Genomic DNA, 18058 nt, shown 5'->3' on the forward strand with positions numbered 1-18058 from the left:
TTATATTTATACAGTTCGCTTCCGTGACACCCGCCGTGCCCGCCGCCATCCCCACCCCGGAAACCGCCCCCGCGCCCGACTACCTGGCGCAACTGAACGACCAGCAGCGCCTGGCCGTCGAGTTCGGCATTTCGGGGGCGGATGCGGCGCAGACAGGCCCGCTGCTGGTGCTGGCGGGCGCGGGCTCCGGCAAGACGCATACGCTGGGCTGGCGAGTGGCGCACCTGGTGGCCAATGGCGCCGATCCGCAGCGCATCCTGCTGCTGACGTTCTCGCGCCGGGCGGCGAGCGAGCTGTCCACCCGCGCCGGCCACCTGCTGGCGCGCGCCCTGCAGGGCAGCGCCGGCGCGCGGTCGGCCGCCGGCACCGCATACCGGACCGCGCTGCCCTGGGCCGGCACCTTCCACGGCATCGGCGCGCGCCTGCTGCGCGAATACGCCGAGCGCATCGGCCTCGCGCCCGATTTCACCATCCACGACCGCAGCGACGCGGCCGACCTGCTCAATGTCGTGCGGCATGAGTTGAACCTGTCGACCAAGGAACGCCGCTTCCCGCTCAAGCAGACCTGCCTGGCCATCTACTCGCGCGCCATCAATGCCGAGAGCCCGCTGGATGCCGTGCTCAGGCAGCACTTCCCGTGGTGCGCGATGTGGCAGGCGCAGCTGCGCACGCTGTTCGACGCCTACGTGGAGGCCAAGCAGGCCCAGCACATCCTCGACTACGACGACCTGCTGCTGTACTGGCACGCGATGGTGGCCGACGCCGGCCTGGCCGCCGAGATCGGCGCGCGCTTCGACCACATCCTCGTCGACGAATACCAGGACACGAACCGGCTGCAGTCGTCGATCCTGCGCGCGCTGCGGCCCGACGGGCGCGGCCTGACGGTGGTCGGCGACGATGCGCAATCCATCTACGCCTTCCGCGCGGCGACGGTGCGCAACATCCTCGACTTCCCGCGCCACTTCACGCGGCCGGCGCACACGGTGCTGCTGGAGCACAATTACCGCTCCACACAGCCGATCCTGGAGGCGTCCAACGGCGTGATGCGCTTTGCCACCGAGCGCTTCGCCAAGACGCTGTGGACCGACCGCGCATCGACCCACCGCCCGCGCCTGATCTCGGTGCGCGACGAGGCCGAGCAAGCGCGCTGCGTGGCCGAGCAGGTGCTGCGGCATCGCGAGGGCGGGCTGGCGCTGAAGTCGCAGGCCGTGCTGTTCCGCACCGCCAGCCACAGCGCGCCGCTGGAGATCGAACTCGCCCGCCGCAACATCCCCTTCGTCAAATACGGCGGACTCAAATTCCTGGAGGCCGCGCACGTCAAGGACGTGCTGTCGGTGCTGCGCTGGGCCGAGAATCCGCGCAACCGCATCGCCAGCTTCCGCGTCATCCAGCTGCTGCCGGGCGCCGGCCCCGCCACCGCCGCGCGCGTGCTCGATGCCATGGCCGAGGCGGCCGACCCGGTCGCCGCGCTGCTGGCCCATGCGCCGCCGGCACGCCTGGCCGGCGACTGGGCGGCGCTGATGACGCTGATGGCCACGCTGCGCGCACCGAAGGACAACGCAACCTGGGCCGGTGAACTGGAGGCCGTCGGCGCCTGGTACGCCCCCCACATGGAGCGCCTGCACGACGATGCGGCCGTCCGCCAGGGCGATCTCGACCAGCTCGCCCGCATGGCCGCGACCTACGCCTCGCGCGAGCGCTTCCTGACCGAGATGACGCTCGACCCGCCCGAGCTGACCAGCGATGAATCCGGCGAGCCGTACCGCGACGAGGACTACCTGATCCTGTCGACCATCCACTCCTCCAAGGGGCAGGAGTGGAAGGCCGTCTACCTGCTCAACGCCGTGGACGGCTGCATGCCCGCCGACCTGGGCGCCGGCTCGCACGACGAGCTGGAGGAAGAGCGCCGGCTGCTCTACGTGGCCATGACGCGCGCCCGCGACCACCTCGACATCCTGGTGCCGCAGCGCTTCTACATGACCCAGCAGACGCCCAACGGCGACCGCCACCTCTACGCATCGCGCACGCGCTTCATTCCGCCGGCGCTGCTGCCGCTGTTCGAGGCCTGCGCCTGGCCGCCGCCCGAACCCGGCGCCGACCCGGCGGCCGAGGCACGCGCGGCGGCCAAGGTCGACCTGGCCAAGAAGATACGCGGCTATTGGCGGTAGCCGGATACCCCGGGTTCATTCGGGCTCGGCGACGGGACTTCGCCTGGGCGCTCACCGACACGATGCCGAACGCCTAATTTAGTGCCAGAGTGCGGTCATTCACGCCTGCCCGACCGCAAACGGAATCCGAATCATGCTGCGAACCTCCCTTGACCGCGCCAGCGGCGTTGCGTCCGTCCCGACGCATCCGCAAGAAGCCACCGGCTCCACTCCGGCCCCGGCGCACACGCCATCCGGCCGCGCGCCCTCGGCCGAGCTGTCCGCCTTGCGGACCCTGTCTTCGCAATCGTCGCGGACGGAATCGGGCCGGCTCTCCATCGGCAGCCAGCGGCAGCCCGCCAGCGCGCAGGAATCCGCTATCGAGATGGCATCCCACCATTCGCCGACGTCTCCGGCATCCCCGAGGGCGCTGCTGAGCGGCCAATCCGAGCGCAGCAACAGCGATGTGAGCCAGTGGTTCTCCGCGGCGGCCTCCATCCGCGCACAATCGATCGGATCCATCGAATCGAATTCGCCGCCGGGGGGCTCACCGCCGCATACCGCCGACCCCGGGCAGACCGGCCGTGGCATCGACATCCCCCACTGGATGCCGATAGCCGACCAGTTGCGCGATATTTTCAGGCCGCACTTTGACGGTACCAACGATGCGCAATTCGAGATCCTGATCCAGCAGCGCGCAGAACGGCTCCAAGCGATGGGGGAAACGCCGGCAACCGTCGCCGCCGTACTGGCCAAGGGCGCCAACCGGGACCGGCTGGCCCAGACCACGGTAGGTTTCGTGCGCTCGGTGCCGTTCGGCATTGCCTCGCGCCTGTTCGACGTGAAGCAGGCACTGACGGCCTTCGCCAAGACGACGGCCCGAGTCGGCGCGACGGTCGGTGCCGGGTCGGGCACGGCGGATGCCTTCGGGGGCACCCTGCTGGGCAAGGCCACCAGCAACACACAATGGCTGGCGGCCTCGCCCGATCACCTCGAACCTGTCATGGCGCAAGCGCACAAGGCCGTGCAGCCCAGTCTGGGCCGGCTGGCTGCGGAGGTGAGCCTGGCATTCCAGGCCTATTCCCTGCGCAACGTGATCCGCACCGGCGTCGCGCCGCTGGCAACCCATGCCCTGGGCGCGGCAAGGGCAGCCAACGTGGATTCGTGGATCGCGGCGGTGGGCGGGCCCGTGGCCGGTGCGGCCGCCTACATGGCCATGCAGTACATGAATGAGACCCACCACCGCACCGGGGCGGAATACCTGCTGGGCCGCACCGACTGGGAAGACCAGTTCAAGCAGCTCAAGCAATCGACGTGGACTGACCCGCTGGTGGGAGCGGGCAAGCGCACGGCAAAGCTGCTCGTCGCCGATTTGGCGACCGAGACGCTGGCCGCCACGCGCAGCCTGTTCACCGCCACCAACCTCATCAAGAACGTGGGCGCACTGGCGGGCGGCTTTGCCGGTGTGTTGACCGCACAGACCGCTGCCGGCAAGGCCGCCACGGAGGCCGGCTATACCGAGGCGGCCGTCGCCGCCGTCAGGCGCGCCGTCAGCACGGTACTGTCGGCACCGGTCTACGCTGCGTGGACAACCGCCGATGTCATGGCCGGCCCGGCCATCGACGCCGCGGCCGGGCACATCCAGCAAGCGTTCACACCGCTGATGCCGCATGCCGCGCCGCCCGCGCACACGGCCATCGACATGGTGTAGCAGGCTACTCGGTCTCGACCTCCATCCGCCTGACCGTCTGCGGAGCCGCCTCGTGCGGCAGCTGCGCGAAGATCCACCCCGCGGCGGTGGTGATGAGGCCCAAGCAGATGTAGGCCTTGTGGAAAGCGCCCAGCGTATCGGCCGGCTGCCCGCCCGCGTATTCGCTGAAGCCATTGAGCAACGCCCCGGCAGCCGCCACGCCCAGGCTCATCGACAGCATCATCACCATCGACAGCATGCTGTTGCCGGCGCTGGCCTGCGCTCCGCTCAGGTCCCGGAGCGTGAGCGCGTTCATCGCGGTGAACTGCATCGAGTTGAAGGTGCCGAACGCCGCCAGCTGCACGATGCGCAGCCACAGCGGCTCCTGCGGGCTCGACAGCGCAAAGCTCACGATCATCAGGCCGAGCAGCAAGGTATTGCCGAACAGCATGTGCCGATAGCCATGGCGCTTGACCAGCCATGTGCCCAGCGGCTTGGCTGCCATGCCCGCGACCGCCACCGGCACCATCATCAGCCCGGCCTGCATGGGCGAATACCCCAGCCCCACCTGCAGCAGCAGCGGAATCAGGAACGGCATGCCGCCGGCGCCGATGCGCGCGAACAGGTTGCCGAGAATGCCGACGGAAAAACTCGGGATCGCGAACAGGGCGCGCGGAAATAGCGCCTGCTTCGCGCGGCCGGCGTGCAGCCAGTACGCCGTGAGCGCGGCGAGCCCGAACATCAGCAGCACCAACACCGTGGCACGCCGGAAACCCAGGTCCGACAGGCCGTCGAGCGAAAACGAAACGGACGCCATGCCGAACGCCAGCATCAGGTAGCCGGCCCAGTCGAAGGCATCGGCGGCATCGGCGGCATCGCCGCGCACGTCGGGCATCACCTTGAGCGTGACCAGCGCGCCGACGACGCCCACCGGCAGGTTGATCAGGAAGATCCAGTGCCACGACACCGCCTCGACCAGCCAGCCGCCCAGGGTCGGGCCGATCAGCGGACCGATCAAACCCGGAATCGTGACAAAGCTCATGGCCGGCAGGAACTGCTCGCGCGGCACCACGCGCAGCACGGTCAGCCGCCCCACCGGCATCAGCAGCGCACCGCCCACGCCCTGCACCACGCGCGCGACGATCAGCATGGTCAGCGTGCGCGACTCCGCGCACAGCAGCGAGCCGACGCTGAAGAGGAAGATGGCCGCGAAGAACATGCGGCGGGTGCCGAACCGGTCGGCCAGCCAGCCGGACGCAGGCATCAGCATGGCCGTCGTCAGCGTGTAGGCGATGATGACGGACTGCATCTGCAGCGGACTTTCCGACAGGCTGCGCGCCATGGCCGGCAGGGCCGTGTTGACGATGGTGGCATCCAGCGTCTGCATGAACAGGCCGACCGCCACCAGCCACAGCAGCGGTTGCAGGGATTTGTCGACGGAGGCGAAGGAAGGCATGGGCAGGACGGGCCGCAGGGCGCGGCGAAGCTTCACGGAATGGCCAACGGCCGGGACCATCGACCCGCCGGCGCAGCCGACATTGTGCGCCCGCCGACGGAACCGGCGCAAAGCCCGTCACCCTCTTTCACATTGCGTCGCCCTACCGCCGGCATGGGCAAAGGGCCCCGCCTATACTGATGGGCGTTGCTGACAGCCAGGCTCATCACCATGACGACCCGTACCGAACGCGATACCTTTGGCCCGATCGAAGTCCCCGCCGACCGCCTGTGGGGCGCGCAGACGCAGCGCTCGCTGCAGAACTTCGACATCGCCGGCGACCGCATGCCGCGCGAACTGATCGACGCGCTGGCCCGCATCAAGCGCGCCAGCGCCGCCGTCAACCAGCGCCTGGGCCTGCTGCCGGCCGACAAGGCGAACGCGGTCATCGCCGCGGCCGACGAGGTCATCGCCGGCAAGCATCCGGGCGAGTTCCCGCTGGTGGTCTGGCAGACCGGCTCCGGCACGCAGAGCAACATGAACATGAACGAGGTGCTCGCCAACCGCGCCAGCGAACTGCTGGGCGGCGAGCGCGGCGAAGCCCGCCTGGTGCACCCCAACGACGACGTAAACCGCAGCCAATCGTCCAACGACGTGTTCCCGACGGCGATGCACGTGGCGGCCGTCACCGCCATCACGCGGCACCTGCTGCCGTCGCTGCGCGCGCTGCGCGAGACGCTCGCGCGCAAGGCCATCGACTTCGACGACATCATCAAGATCGGCCGCACCCACCTGCAGGACGCCACGCCGCTCACGCTCGGCCAGGAGTTCTCCGGCTACGCGGCCCAGCTGCAGCACAGCGAGACGCACCTGAACGCCGCGCTGCCGCACCTGTGCGAGCTGGCGCTGGGCGGCACGGCGGTCGGCACCGGCCTGAATGCGCCGGCCGGCTATGCCGAACAGGTGGCCGCCGAACTCGCCGCGCTGACCGGCCTGCCCTTCGTCACCTCGCCCAACAAGTTCGAGACCATGGCCTCGGCCGACGGCCTGGTGCACGCGCACGGCGCCCTGAAGACGCTGGCCGCCAGCCTGACCAAGATCGCCAACGACATCCGCTGGCTGGCCAGCGGCCCGCGCAGCGGCCTGGGCGAGCTGTCCATTCCCGAGAACGAGCCGGGCTCGTCCATCATGCCGGGCAAGGTCAACCCGACCCAGAGCGAGGCGATGACGATGCTGTGCGCGCAGGTGTTCGGCAACGATGTCGCCGTCAACATCGGCGGGGCCTCGGGCAACTTCGAGCTGAACGTGTTCCGGCCGATGATCGCCTACAACTTCCTGCACAGCGCGCGCCTGCTGGCCGACGGCATGCGCAGCTTCAACGACCACTGCGCGGTCGGCATCGAGCCCAACCGCGAGCGCATCGCCGAGCTGGTGCAGCGCTCGCTGATGCTGGTGACCGCGCTCAACCCGCACATCGGCTACGACAAATCGGCGCAGATCGCCAAGAAGGCGCACAAGGAAGGCACCAGCCTGCGCGAGGCGGCGCTGGCGCTGGGGTATGTGACGGCCGAGCAGTTCGATGCGTGGGTGCGGCCGGAGCAGATGGTGGGACGCTGAGTGCGCGCGGCCCCGGCATCGGGGCCGTGCCAAGGGGGAAATCTCCGACACCTCGGGGTTGAGCGCATCGGCCCGCAAGCGGCACTGGCCTGCGGCCCCGAAGGGCGTGACCCGCTGCCGTGTTGAGCAGGAACACGCCGTGTTGCGGTACTCGCGCCGGCCTCAATCTGGCCATCGAAGACCCGCGGCCAGGAGCGGCGAGCGCCATCGCACTCGCCGTCCGGACCGGATCGCCGGAAACAGCCAACAGCTACCGCGATACCGCGAGCGCGGACACGATCTCTTCCCGCGTCGGTGCGTAGGCCCCCTGGCGGGCGCAGACCGCCGCGGCGCTGGCCGCGGAGAATTCCAGGTGCGATGCGGGCATCGCCTCCGGGCGCGTGAGCAGGCTCGCCAGCCAGCCGCCCATGGAGGCGTCGCCGGCGCCCACGGTATCGGCCACCGGGGTCGGCAACGCCGGCTGGAACAACGTGCCTTCGGCGGTGATCAGCGTCATGCCTGCCGCGCCGCGCGTCATGAGAATGGCGGCCGTGGGCGCCCAGGCCCGCAGCTGGGCCAGCGCGGACGTCTCGTCCAACTCGGGAAACAGGCCACGCAGGTCTTCGTCCGAAACCTTGATATAGCTGGCGAGTCCGGCCATGCGGCGCAGCGTCGGCCGGTAATCGGGGCCGGCCATCGCATCGCGGTAGTTCGGGTCGAAGGCGATCCGCTTGCCAGCGGCATGGACGGCCGTCGCGGTTTCCAGCAGGTGCGCGGCAAGCGGCTGGCGCGCCAGGCTCAGGGAGCCGAAATGGACGATCTGCGCCGCCTCGATCCAGCCGTCCGGCAACACGCCGGTGTCGAAGGCCAGGTCCGCGCTGTTCTCGCCGATGAAGAAATACTGCGGTGGATGCGCGGCCGGGACCATCGCCAGCAGCGGCGGGCGCGCGACCTGCCGCATGAAGCGCATGTCGAGGCCGGCCTGCCGGCTCAGTGCCGTCAGTTCGTCGCCGAAGACATCGCGGCTGACGGTGCCGGCGAATCCGGTCGGCGCGCCCAGCCGCGCGCAGACGCGGGCGACGTTCCAGCACGATCCGCCGGCCACGCTGCGCCAGCGCCCGTCCGCTTCGCGGATGAAGTCGGTCAGCGCTTCGCCGAACACGACCAGTTGAGGGAGGTTCATCGTTGTCAGCATGAAGTTCAGGCTACCGGCGCGGGTTGCGCGTCCGGACTGACGCCTTGCATGGAAGAGATGGCAGGGTGCCGCGGCGTGCCACCACGCGCGGCGCGGGTGAATGCGCCCATCACCGGTGGCGGAGGGCGGGCGGTGTGCTTCATGGCTTCATCCTCATGGAAGTTGGGTGGGTGCGGAGCCCGGAGCGGCACATGGCGGCCACCCGGCGCGCGGTGTCGATGTCGCGCCGGGTGGCCGGGATGCTGCGTCCGATCCGGGCAGCGCCGGCGAGGCTCTGCGGACAGATTATTCCAGCGACTTGCTACGCTCCAGCGATCGCGCCTTGAGCGCCGGGCCGGCCGGCCGCTCGCTGGGCAGCGACTGCGAGCGTTGCAGGCGCGGCAGGTCCGGCGCCTGCGCCGGCGCGGCCCCGCCGGCGGCCGGCACCGGCTGCACGCCGGCATCGACAAACGGCTGCAAGACCTTCTGCCCGGCCACGGCGCGCTGGGCCCCCGGCAGCAGATCGGCCCCCAGCAGCCGGCCGTTCAGCCCGTAGCGCAAATGCACCTCGGCGGCAAACAGGGAGCGGGAGACCTCCGCGCTGTCGTTGAAGGCCAGCAGCGGCAACGGGTTCAGCGTGAAGGCGCTACGGTTGCTGTCCGAATCCTTGGCGCAGATCTCGGTCAGGCGATACGGCGCCGGCACCGTGCGCGCCATCGTATTGAACTCCGCCCAGGACAGCTTGCCTTCCAGCATGAGCCGGTTGACCGCGTTGATGTAGGAAGGATCCATCTGGAACACGAAACGCACATCGTTCACGCCGTCCCGCTCCGACATGGCCCGCATCGCATCGGCCAGCCCCGGCACGGCCTCCCGCGCGCGTTCGGCGGCTTCCATCAGCGCGCCGAGGGAACGGTGCGCCTTGCTGTTCTTGCGCGTGTCCACCAGCGACCGGAAGTTCGGGATGTTGAATTCGATCTTGGCGCCGGGCAACAGCATGGCACGGCCCCCCGAGGCCAGCTGGTCTTGCAGCAGCAGCTGTTCCGCGCGATCGACGAAGCTGGCGCGCTCGTGCTCGGTGCGCGCGGCCCAGGTGGATTTCGCCGCCTGCAGCGTGGTCGCGATGATGGCCTTGAGGTGCGGGCCGTCGAAGTGCCCGATCGCCTGCGACGGAAACACCTCCCGCGCCAGCGCCGCCAGTTGCGACCACTCCTGCGGCGTGACCCGGGCCGCGGTCTTCCAGTCGAGCGTGCGCTTGAAGCTCTCCACGCCGGACAGTTCGACGCTGGCCCCCAGCAGCGTGATGTTCAGGGAGCGCAGCACGAGCGTGAACGCATCGCTGACGTGCGGCAGCAGCCCGCCCTGCTGCACCAGCGAAGCAAAGGCATTGGCCGACCAGCCACGTCCGCCCTGGTATTCGTAGCCGGAGATCGGCTCCCAGGCGTGCTGCAGCTTGAGGAAGAAATCCCGCACGCCCCAGTTCACGTTGGCGCCCACGAAGCCCCGCTGCAAGCCGGTCTGCTGGAATGCGCTGGTCGAAGAGCCGTCGCCGTGCCGATGCGCCGGACCGAAGCCCGGGATCTTGTCGGCATAGCCGCCCAGCCCGCCGGCGTTGGCGGACAGGTTGAGCTGCTGCTCGATCATGTCGAGCCCGATGGCGCCCTGGTTGAGCCCCAGCTCCAGCAGGCGGCCGGGGTCGTGGCTGGCCGGATCGAACAGCCGGCGGGCGAACTCGTCGATGTTGTCCGGGGCGACCAGCATGGCGGCGCCCTTGCCATGCATGACGCTGGCGCTGGCCTGGGCCCCGCCCTGAAGGCGGAAGCCGAGCACCTTGCGCAGCGGCTTGAAGTCCATGCCCATGCCGCCTCCCATTGTCAGGCCCTTGTTGGACTGCCGCACGAAGAACGCCACCAGCGGGCCTTCGGCCAGCTTGTCCGCGGTCCGCTCCACGCCGACCATGGTGGTCCGGTCCACCCCCAGCACGGCAAAGCCGAACGCGCCCACGCGCTTCTTCGGCAGCACCACGCCCGCCGAGGTCACGCCGGCCGAGGCGCCCTTGGACTCGATGCCGAACAGCGTGGACCGGTTGCTCAGGCCCTTCATCGCCTCCGCGAACTTGAGCGCCATCTCCGCCGGCGATGACGCATCCCGCACGGCGTGGCTTTCCGCGAACTTCCGGTTGAAGGGCGACCCCGGCTTCATCACCTCCTTCTTGAAGGTCTGCGCCGTTTCCCAGAAGGCCTCGGCATCGTGCCAGTTGCTGAAGCCGAAGCGCGCCAACCGAAGCACCTTGTCGGTCTCCACGCTCTGCCGCAGCACCTCGACCGCACTGTCCGAGCCGATCACGGCGACGGTCTGCGGCAGGGTCACCAGCCGCGTGGCGAGATCCAGCGTCAACAGATGGCGGCCGACCGCGCCCGTAAGGATGGCAAACCGGTCGCGGGTATCGCGCTGGCCGGTCAGATCGGGGGCCGGCAGCTTGACGCCGTGCTCGCTGAGCGTGTGCATCAGTTCGACGATGCGGTGCAGATCGCCCAGCCGGGCCGGGTCGAACACCGGCGCCGGCGCCTTGGCTCCGGCCTCGGGCGAGGGCTTGGCCTGCGCCTCGGCACGGCGGACGAACTCGTCGAGCCAGCTGTGCATCTTGGGCAGCAGATCGTCCGGGTCGGGCTTGGCCTTGGCCGGCCTGCGCTGTCTGCGCCGGCCGGCCGCGGCATCCAGCGTCAGGTCGGGGCCGAGCACGCGGGCTGCCACGCCGATCTGCGCAAGCGCGCCGAGCATCTTGTCGATGGCGTCGCCGCGCAATGCCGCACAGGCCTGCGCCGTCGCCTCGGGCACCACCGGCGCAACGGCCGGGCCGGCCGCCACCGTGGGCGGCAGCGGCCAGTGCCTGTGGTGCAGCAGCGGCTCCAGCTCGAGGTGGGTCGCCTTCATGTCGTCGTATTCCTCGGCCATGTCGCGGCGGCCGCGCAGGTGCTCCATCGCCCGGTTCACCGCGCCCTTCGGCATCGCCAGGACCCGCTCCACGTGCCCCACGGCGGTCCGGAAGTTGCTCTGCACCCGCTCGGTGACGCCGCCGGCCGTCCGGTGAAGGGTGGCGACCACACCGGTGCCGGGAATCCGCACGCGCTTGGGCCGGTTGCCGGTCAGTGCCTGGCTGACCGTCGGCTCGGTGGTGCCGGTGGCCAGCAGGCGATAGCGCTTCTGCGCGCCGAGCGGCGGCACGACGCGGTGGGTCCGCTGCTCGCCATCGGCGCCCCCCGTCGTCAGCTGCAACGTGCCCAGGCGGGAGATGCCCAGGCGCACCGTCTCCGGGTCCAGCGCGCTCAGATCGGCCTGGCAATCGGCCCAGCTCGCGCTCGCATGGTCGTAGCGCAACAGCGAAAGCTGCGGCGCGGCGCCGCCGTCCTGCGACGGGCTGTGCGCCAGGGCGAACACTTGATGCTGGTCGCTGGATACGGCGATCTGCTCGAGCCGCGCCTGCCCCGGTGGCGCCGGCAGGTGCTGCGGCTGACCGCCCGGCGGCGTGCGCATGAGCGCGTGGTCATCGGTCAGGTGATAGGCGACGCCCGCGCCGTCCACCGCAAAGTCCCGGATCGGCGCCGCCGATGCCGCCAGCACGCTGACCTGGCTGACATAGCGCTGCGCCGGCACCGCCGCCACGGCAACGCCGGGCCGCGCCGGCAGGCGGGCCATGTTCCCGCCGAGCTCCAGCGCGAGCAGCTGCGAACCGCCGGCGGGAGTCGACTGCAAGGCATACACCGGCTTGGCGTCGGCCAGGCCGAGCGGCCCCAGCTTGAGATCGCGCAGGTCCGCCAGCGGCGTGCCGTCGGCCTGCAGCAGCGGGCGCCAGTGGCCAGCCCCGTCTTTCTGGCTCGCCTGTCCGGCCGCTGAAATGCCCAATGCCGCGCCGTCGTTGTAGGTGCAGACCGTTCGCATGGCGGGGGCCTGCAACCCGCGCTCGCTCATCAGCAACAGGGGCTGCTCAACCTGCCACTGCGGTTGCCATTGCTGCCCGTCCCAGGCGGCGGTCACGCGCTGGCCCTCGCTGCTGCGGAACACCGCGTGCAGTGCCGCGCCCTTGTCCGATGGCCCGGGGCTGGTCGCCAGCGTTTCGACGCCCCACCCGTCGGCACTGCCCGGCATGCGCACGGGGACGCCGACGCGCCGCGCCTTGATCTCGCCGGAGGCGGCATCCGCCGCATGGAGATCGCCCTGGTAAAGATGCCCCTGCTGGTCGCGCGCGAACAGCGTATGGCCGTCCGGCGCCAGCACAAAGTCGCGTGCGCGTGCCAGCTGGATGGGCTTGTTCGGCTTGCCAAGCTGCACCGGCTCGAATGCCGGCCTGCCGTCGGCGAGTTGCAGCTGGATCGGGCGGGGCTGCGCACTGGGCGAATCCGGCCGGCACAACCGTCCCTCTCCATCCAGCGCGAGCGGCCTGCCGGCCGCGTCCATCCGCACGGCGGAGAACCGCTCCAGCCCCGCCACCTCGTACGCCCGGATACCGCCGGCGCCAAGCTTGAGCAGCATCGAGCCCGCCCTCGCCCAGGCTTCGCCGTCCAGCTGCCGGCCCAGCAGCGTGATCGGGGCCCGCATCTTGCCGGGCAAGGCATGCGGCTTCCACTGAGCCTGCTGCGTGTCCCACTGATAAAGCTGCCCATGATGCTCGCGCCACAGCGCGCCATCGGGCGAGCCGCTGAGATTGGCCAGCAGGCCGATCGGCGGCGGAGAGCACCCCTGCTTCATCCCGGGATGCGCCGGCAGGACAATGGCCGGCAGGCTCTTTCCATGCATGCCGACCCAGTACCGCACGCCGTGCTTCTGATAGTCGATCAGATAGCCGCCGGTCGCCTGGTTCCAGGTGAGACTGGTCACGCGGTTGTCGCGCAGATTCAGCAGGCGCTCCAGTTGGTGCGCCTGCTTGCGGTCCTGCGCCGGATGGCGGGCCTTGACCCGGATCTTGCCCTTCTTGAACACCAGATCGAACAGCGGCTCCTGGCGCAGCGGCACGCCGCCGCCGGCCACCGCGCCCGAAGCCGCCGCGGCCTCGGCCGGCTTGGCGCCCGCCGGCGCCTCGACTTCGATCGCAGGGCTGACCGGCACGGGTGTGATCTCGTGGATCGCCGCGGCGCTTGCCGTCGCCCATGTCCGCGCGCCCGAGAACGGCGACGGCGCCACCGACCCGGCCGGCGGCGCGAGATCCGACATGTGCCCGGCGGGCGGCTGCGACACCTGAGCGGCTCCCGCCGTGGAAGCGACATTCGGATCGGCGTCAAACAACTGCTGCAGCGAGTTGCCGCTCTCGCGCGTTCCCGCTGCCTTGATGGGACTGCCCGGCTCCGCCAGCGGCTTCCGCCGGACCGCGAGGTCCGGCTCGGACGCTTTGCGCGAGCGAGAGATGAGGCCCGTCAGCATACCGGTCGAGCGCTTGCCGCTCTTTTTCCGGGGCTCGGTTTGAGCAGGTGTGGAGGATAGGGTGTCGTCCTCGACCGTCCTGCCGGTAAAGCAGACTGGTAAGTATTTTCTTATGTTCATATTAAACCCGGCTTTGGATTGAATGAATGCACCGCGAATTTCATCACCCCCTCAAAATCCGAAACCAGCCATTAACACATAACAACATCCCGCACGCACACCGGATTAACAGCGGACACATCGAAAATCGATCATCCACGCGCCTCCGATTGAATCGGCGCAAGACGGCGCGGCACGTCGATCACCATCGGCGTGCCGGAAAAGCCTTCGGCTGGCTGTAACCTTGCGGACGTGACGCCTGGCGGGCTGCAACATCGCCAGGCATTCGCGCACATGACCGGGATTCGGCCCAGGCAAACGCAATCACCTCATGACAGGATGATTGCGATGCCGGCCGATTCCGGCCCATTCAGCGTAGATATCGCGTCTCCCACTCAATCACACCAAACCGAAGCGGCACATCACAAAACGAATATAGAAATCATTTTAATCAGCATTAATAACATAACCAAAAAGAAAGGATTCACGCGCAAAACAAAATGACGCGACAAAGCCTCCCGAATTAACCAGGAAGATTTAAAAAAGACAATAGAGAATTCATGCCCATCGCCCGCAGCCCGATGGGAACGGGACCGGCGCCGCCGGCCCCATGGTCGGTCGCGAGCGTCAGCCCTGGGCCAGGGCCTCCCGCACGCGCGCCGCGCTGCCGAGGGGCAGCACACGGCGCGCCAGCGCCCGGCAATCCTCGAAATCGAGCCGGGACAGCGCGGCCTTGACCGATGCGATCGCCGGCACGCTCACCGACAGCTCATCCACGCCGAGCCCGACGAGCACCGGCACCGCCGCCAGATCCGAAGCCAGCGCCCCGCAAACCCCAACCCACTTGCCGTGCGCGTGCGCCCCTTCCACCGTCAGCGCAATCATCCGGAGCACCGCCGGATGCAGGGCATCGACCCGCGCGGCCAGCCCCGCATGCCCGCGGTCAATGGCCAGCGTGTACTGCGTGAGGTCATTGGTCCCGATGGAGAAGAAATCCACTTCCTGCGCGAGCGCCTCGACGATCGCCACCGCGGCCGGAACTTCGATCATCACGCCGATCTTGACGGGGATCGGATACCGGGCCTGCTCCTCGCGCAGGATGCGCTTGGCCACCAGCACTTCGTCGAGATCGGACACCATGGGAAACATGATGTGCAGATTGCCGCCGGGCGCCGCGCGCAGCATCGCGCGCAGCTGGCTGCGGAAAAGCTCGGGATACGCCAGGCTCACGCGGATGCCGCGCAGGCCGAGGAACGGGTTGTCTTCTTTCGGCAGCGGCAGGTAGCGCAGCGGCTTGTCGCCGCCGATATCGAGCGTGCGCACGATCAGCGGCCGCTCAGGGCCGAGCGCGGCCGCCACGGCCTGGTAGGCTGCGGCTTGTTCGTCCTCGTCGGGCGGCGCCGTGCGATCTTCGAACAGAAATTCCGAGCGCAGCAGCCCGACGCCCTCCCCGCCCGCGGCCACGGCCTCGCGGGCTTCGGCGGCATCCCGCACGTTCGCCACGACTTCCACGCGGTGCCCGTCGCGGGTGCGGCCGGGGCGATGCGCCGTCTGCCGGTCGGCCTGAAGCTGCTGGCGCGCGGCGGCCAGGCGGCGCTCCACCTCGGCCCGCAGCGCGGGATCGGGGTCGGCCTGCAGCACGCCGGCCGTCCCGTCGAGCACGGCCGGCGTGCCGTCCCGCAACGACAAGGCCTGCGCGGGCACGCCGCAGACCGCCGGAATGCCCATCGAGCGCGCCAGGATCGCCACATGGCTGGTCGGCCCGCCGGATACCGTGCACAGGCCGGCGACCTTGCTGCGGTCCATGGTGATGGTGTCGGAGGGGGTCAGGTCATCGGCGACGATGATCGAACGCTCGGGCAGGCTGCGCGGGCGCTCGGCCGCGCCCGTGAGCACGGTCAGCACGCGCACGCCGACATCGCGCACGTCCGCCGCGCGCTCGCGCACCTGGGGATTCGCGTGCAGGCGCAGGTGCTGCTCCACGGACTGGCAGGCCAGGTGCCAGGCGCCCGCCGCGCTGGCGCCGCTGCGCAGCCCGGCCTCGGCCGCCTCGATGAGCATCGGGTCTTCGAGGAAGGCGAGATGCGCGTCCATGATCTGGGCCTGCGGCGTATCGGGCAGCGTGTCGGCCGTCACCAGCGACTTGATCTGGCTGGCGGCGATCTGCAGGGCGGCATGCAAGCGCGCATGCTCCTGCTCGAACGGGCCGCCGGTCTCATCGAACTCGGGTGCGATGCCGCTCCAGCGCACGATCTGGCCGACCGCCACCCCCGGCGATGCACCCACGCCCCGGAGCGACCCGGCGGCCGGCGCCGGCTCGAAGACCGGCGAGCGCTCATGCAAGGCAAACGCGGCGGCCTTCGCCTGGGGGAGCGCTGCCGTGCCGGCCGATTCGCCGCATCCGCTGCGCAGCAGGTCCGCCAGCGCGGCCAGTGCCTGCGCGGCGTCGCTTCCGCTGCCGCTCAGGCGGACTTCGTCGCCGCACCGCGTGGCCAGCGCCATGATCGCCACCGCCGACTTGGCATCGGCCTGCTGCTGGCCGTACCACAGCGTGAGGCGCGCCGCGAAGCCCCGCGCCTCGCTGGCCAGCCGCGCCGCGGGCCGGGCATGCAGCCCGGCGGGATTCGGCAGCACGATGGGCGGCGATTGCAACAAGGCCTCCTCCTGCGCGTGCCCGGGCGCGTCACCCGCTTCGTCCGCTGCGTCCGCCGCCTCCAGATGGAGGGTCAGCAGCACGCTCCGGCCGGCCTCGACGCTGCCCGCAGCCTTGTCCATCTGCCGCACCCGTTCGCCATTGACGACGACGATCTCCGTGAGCGCGGACGCCTTCGCCGCCACCAACGCCGCATCGAAGCGCAGCAGCGGCTGCCCGGCGCGGACGGTATCGCCCTTGCCGACCAGCGCCTCGAACCCCTGCCCCGCCAGCATCACGGTATCGAGTCCCACGTGCACCATGATCTCCACGCCCGAGGCGTCCGCTATCACGATCGCGTGGCGCGCATCGTGGAAATCGATCACCCGGCCGTCGATCGGCGCCAGCACGACGTCCGTCGCGGGATCGATCGACAGGCCGTCGCCGACCATCTTCTGCGCGAACGCCGGATCGGGAACGTCTTCGATCGGGACCACCCTGCCGGACAACGGGGCCAACACCCTCAGTTGCAATTGCCTGCTCGACATAGACTGCTCCTTGATGGCTGAAAACCTGAAAGTCGTGGAAAACGGCACGGCGGCGCTCACCACCAGCTCTCCAGCTGGATGCCGTACAGATTGGTGGAGCGGCGCCCCGCCGACCACGCCCCCCATTGCGCGCCCTGGGCCGCCAGCGCCGCGTCGTTCCACGCGACCCGGGTGGCGTAGATCCGCAACTCCGGCCGGCTCAGCAGCCCGGGCCCGGAGCTCAGCGCCGCCGCCACGGTGTACTTGTCGAGGCGCTGCAGCGGACCGCCATTGACCCGCAGTGTCGTCAGGCCGACCTCGGACAGCAGCTTGAGATAAGGCGTCACCGCATACGAAACGCGCCCGCCGACCGAGGTGCCGGTGCTGCCGCCGCTGCCGTGCTCGTTCAGCCCGCGCTGGTAGACCGCCAGCGCCTGGCCGCCGAACCGGCCGACCTGCCAGTTCACGGAATCGATCAGGCGAACGCTGTTGGTGCCGGTCGGGCTGTTGAGCGTGCCGAAACCGGTCTCCAGCGAGGCATAGCCCGTGCTGCCCTGCACCCAAACGGAATTGGTCACGGACGGCAGCGGGAAGTTGGGCGAGTCGTACTTGAACGTCAGCGCGCCGCCGCCGTTGCCGCCCGGAAACTCGCCGTGCATCACTTCGCCGATGACGCGCAGCCTGTCGGTGCGCGTGACCGGGATGTTGTAGAAGTCGACATTCAGGCGCGTCGCATCCCGCCGGTTGTCGGTGGGGCTGAAGCGCTGGCCGCTGCGCAGCACGCTGACCCCCAGCCGGGTCTGCTCGCCGACCGGGATGTTGGTGGCGCCGACGCCCGTGTCGATGGTCGGGCCGCCCACGCTGTAGAAGAAGTGGTCGACGATATGCACGTCTTCGCGCTCGATGTAGCGCTTGCCCGCCCAGAAGATGGCTGCGGGCGAGAAGGCATAGCCGCTGGTGGTCACGTACGCTTCCTTGGTCACGTACATGCCCTGGTCACCCGTGCCGCGGAAGTTGGCCAGGCCGTTCCAGTAGGTGCCGGTGAACGCGGCGGCCCAGGTGATCCCACCCGGCAGCTGGAAGACCTTCTTCAGGCTGGCCTCGAGGTAGGTATCGCCCTCGTTGCCGAGCCGGAACAGCTCCGCGCCGCTGCCGAGCGCGTACTTGTTGACACCGCCGGCGTCGGTCTGCCGCTCCGACACCACGCCCATGCGCAGGTAGCCGTTGAACTCCAGGCCCTCGCCCAGGTTCACGGCCCAGGCCTCCGTGGCCAGCCACGCCGGGATCACTGCGATCAGTGTGCTGATCGTCGTCTTTTTCACGTCTGTCTCCGCCTTGTTGTT

General features: G+C 69.6%; 8 protein-coding genes. 3 read left to right on the forward strand and 5 right to left on the reverse strand.

The genetic code is table 11. The features are described from left to right. Nucleotides 1-35: 35 nt before the first annotated feature. Nucleotides 36-2168: an ATP-dependent helicase gene (locus tag GO999_RS20420; protein WP_211907170.1), complete on the forward strand. Its 2133-nt coding sequence runs from the start codon at nt 36-38 to the stop codon at nt 2166-2168. Between the two features lie 133 nt (nt 2169-2301). After that, the gene (locus GO999_RS20425) at nt 2302-3858 is read left to right on the forward strand and encodes a hypothetical protein (protein ID WP_247392081.1); all 1557 of its coding nucleotides are present in this window, start codon (nt 2302-2304) and stop codon (nt 3856-3858) included. A gap of 4 nt (nt 3859-3862) precedes the next feature. On the opposite strand, the gene GO999_RS20430 is transcribed toward GO999_RS20425, so the two are convergent. Beyond that, complete coding sequence (locus tag GO999_RS20430; RefSeq protein WP_071013482.1) at nt 3863-5293, reverse strand: multidrug transporter subunit MdtD; 1431 nt, start codon at nt 5291-5293, stop codon at nt 3863-3865. A 210-nt stretch (nt 5294-5503) separates the two neighbouring features. Between GO999_RS20430 and fumC the strand changes: the two genes are divergently transcribed. Beyond that, the gene (fumC, locus tag GO999_RS20435; RefSeq protein ID WP_011004561.1) at nt 5504-6889 is read left to right on the forward strand and encodes a class II fumarate hydratase; all 1386 of its coding nucleotides are present in this window, start codon (nt 5504-5506) and stop codon (nt 6887-6889) included. Between the two features lie 250 nt (nt 6890-7139). Here fumC and GO999_RS20440 read toward each other — a convergent pair whose 3' ends face one another. From GO999_RS20440 to GO999_RS20455, 4 genes are all read right to left on the reverse strand, one after another. Then, nucleotides 7140-8063, reverse strand: coding sequence for a carbohydrate kinase family protein (locus GO999_RS20440; protein WP_019720007.1), 924 nt, complete (start codon nt 8061-8063; stop codon nt 7140-7142). A gap of 285 nt (nt 8064-8348) precedes the next feature. Continuing rightward, entirely contained in the window at nt 8349-13457 is a 5109-nt protein-coding gene (locus GO999_RS20445; protein ID WP_249215126.1) for an AvrE-family type 3 secretion system effector, read from the reverse strand. 726 nt (nt 13458-14183) lie between these two features. Then, the gene (gene ptsP / locus GO999_RS20450; protein ID WP_020830388.1) at nt 14184-16736 is read right to left on the reverse strand and encodes a phosphoenolpyruvate--protein phosphotransferase; all 2553 of its coding nucleotides are present in this window, start codon (nt 16734-16736) and stop codon (nt 14184-14186) included. Nucleotides 16737-16792: 56 nt separating this feature from the next. Beyond that, nucleotides 16793-18037, reverse strand: a complete 1245-nt coding sequence (locus GO999_RS20455; RefSeq protein ID WP_016723858.1) for a maltoporin — start codon at nt 18035-18037, stop codon at nt 16793-16795. Nucleotides 18038-18058 lie beyond the last annotated feature (21 nt).

The sequence above is a fragment of the Ralstonia nicotianae genome (genome assembly GCF_018243235.1).
GTDB classification, from domain to species: Bacteria; Pseudomonadota; Gammaproteobacteria; order Burkholderiales; family Burkholderiaceae; genus Ralstonia; species Ralstonia nicotianae.

What these genes read in the sequence shown, in the direction of transcription:
- fumC (WP_011004561.1), top strand. Translation starts at nt 5,504, where the DNA reads ATGACGACCCGTACCGAACGCGATACCTTTGGCCCGATCGAAGTCCCC.
- GO999_RS20445 (WP_249215126.1), bottom strand. Translation starts at nt 13,457, where the DNA reads ATGCTGACGGGCCTCATCTCTCGCTCGCGCAAAGCGTCCGAGCCGGAC.
- GO999_RS20430 (WP_071013482.1), bottom strand. Translation starts at nt 5,293, where the DNA reads ATGCCTTCCTTCGCCTCCGTCGACAAATCCCTGCAACCGCTGCTGTGG.
- GO999_RS20440 (WP_019720007.1), bottom strand. Translation starts at nt 8,063, where the DNA reads ATGCTGACAACGATGAACCTCCCTCAACTGGTCGTGTTCGGCGAAGCG.
- GO999_RS20425 (WP_247392081.1), top strand. Translation starts at nt 2,302, where the DNA reads ATGCTGCGAACCTCCCTTGACCGCGCCAGCGGCGTTGCGTCCGTCCCG.
- ptsP (WP_020830388.1), bottom strand. Translation starts at nt 16,736, where the DNA reads ATGTCGAGCAGGCAATTGCAACTGAGGGTGTTGGCCCCGTTGTCCGGC.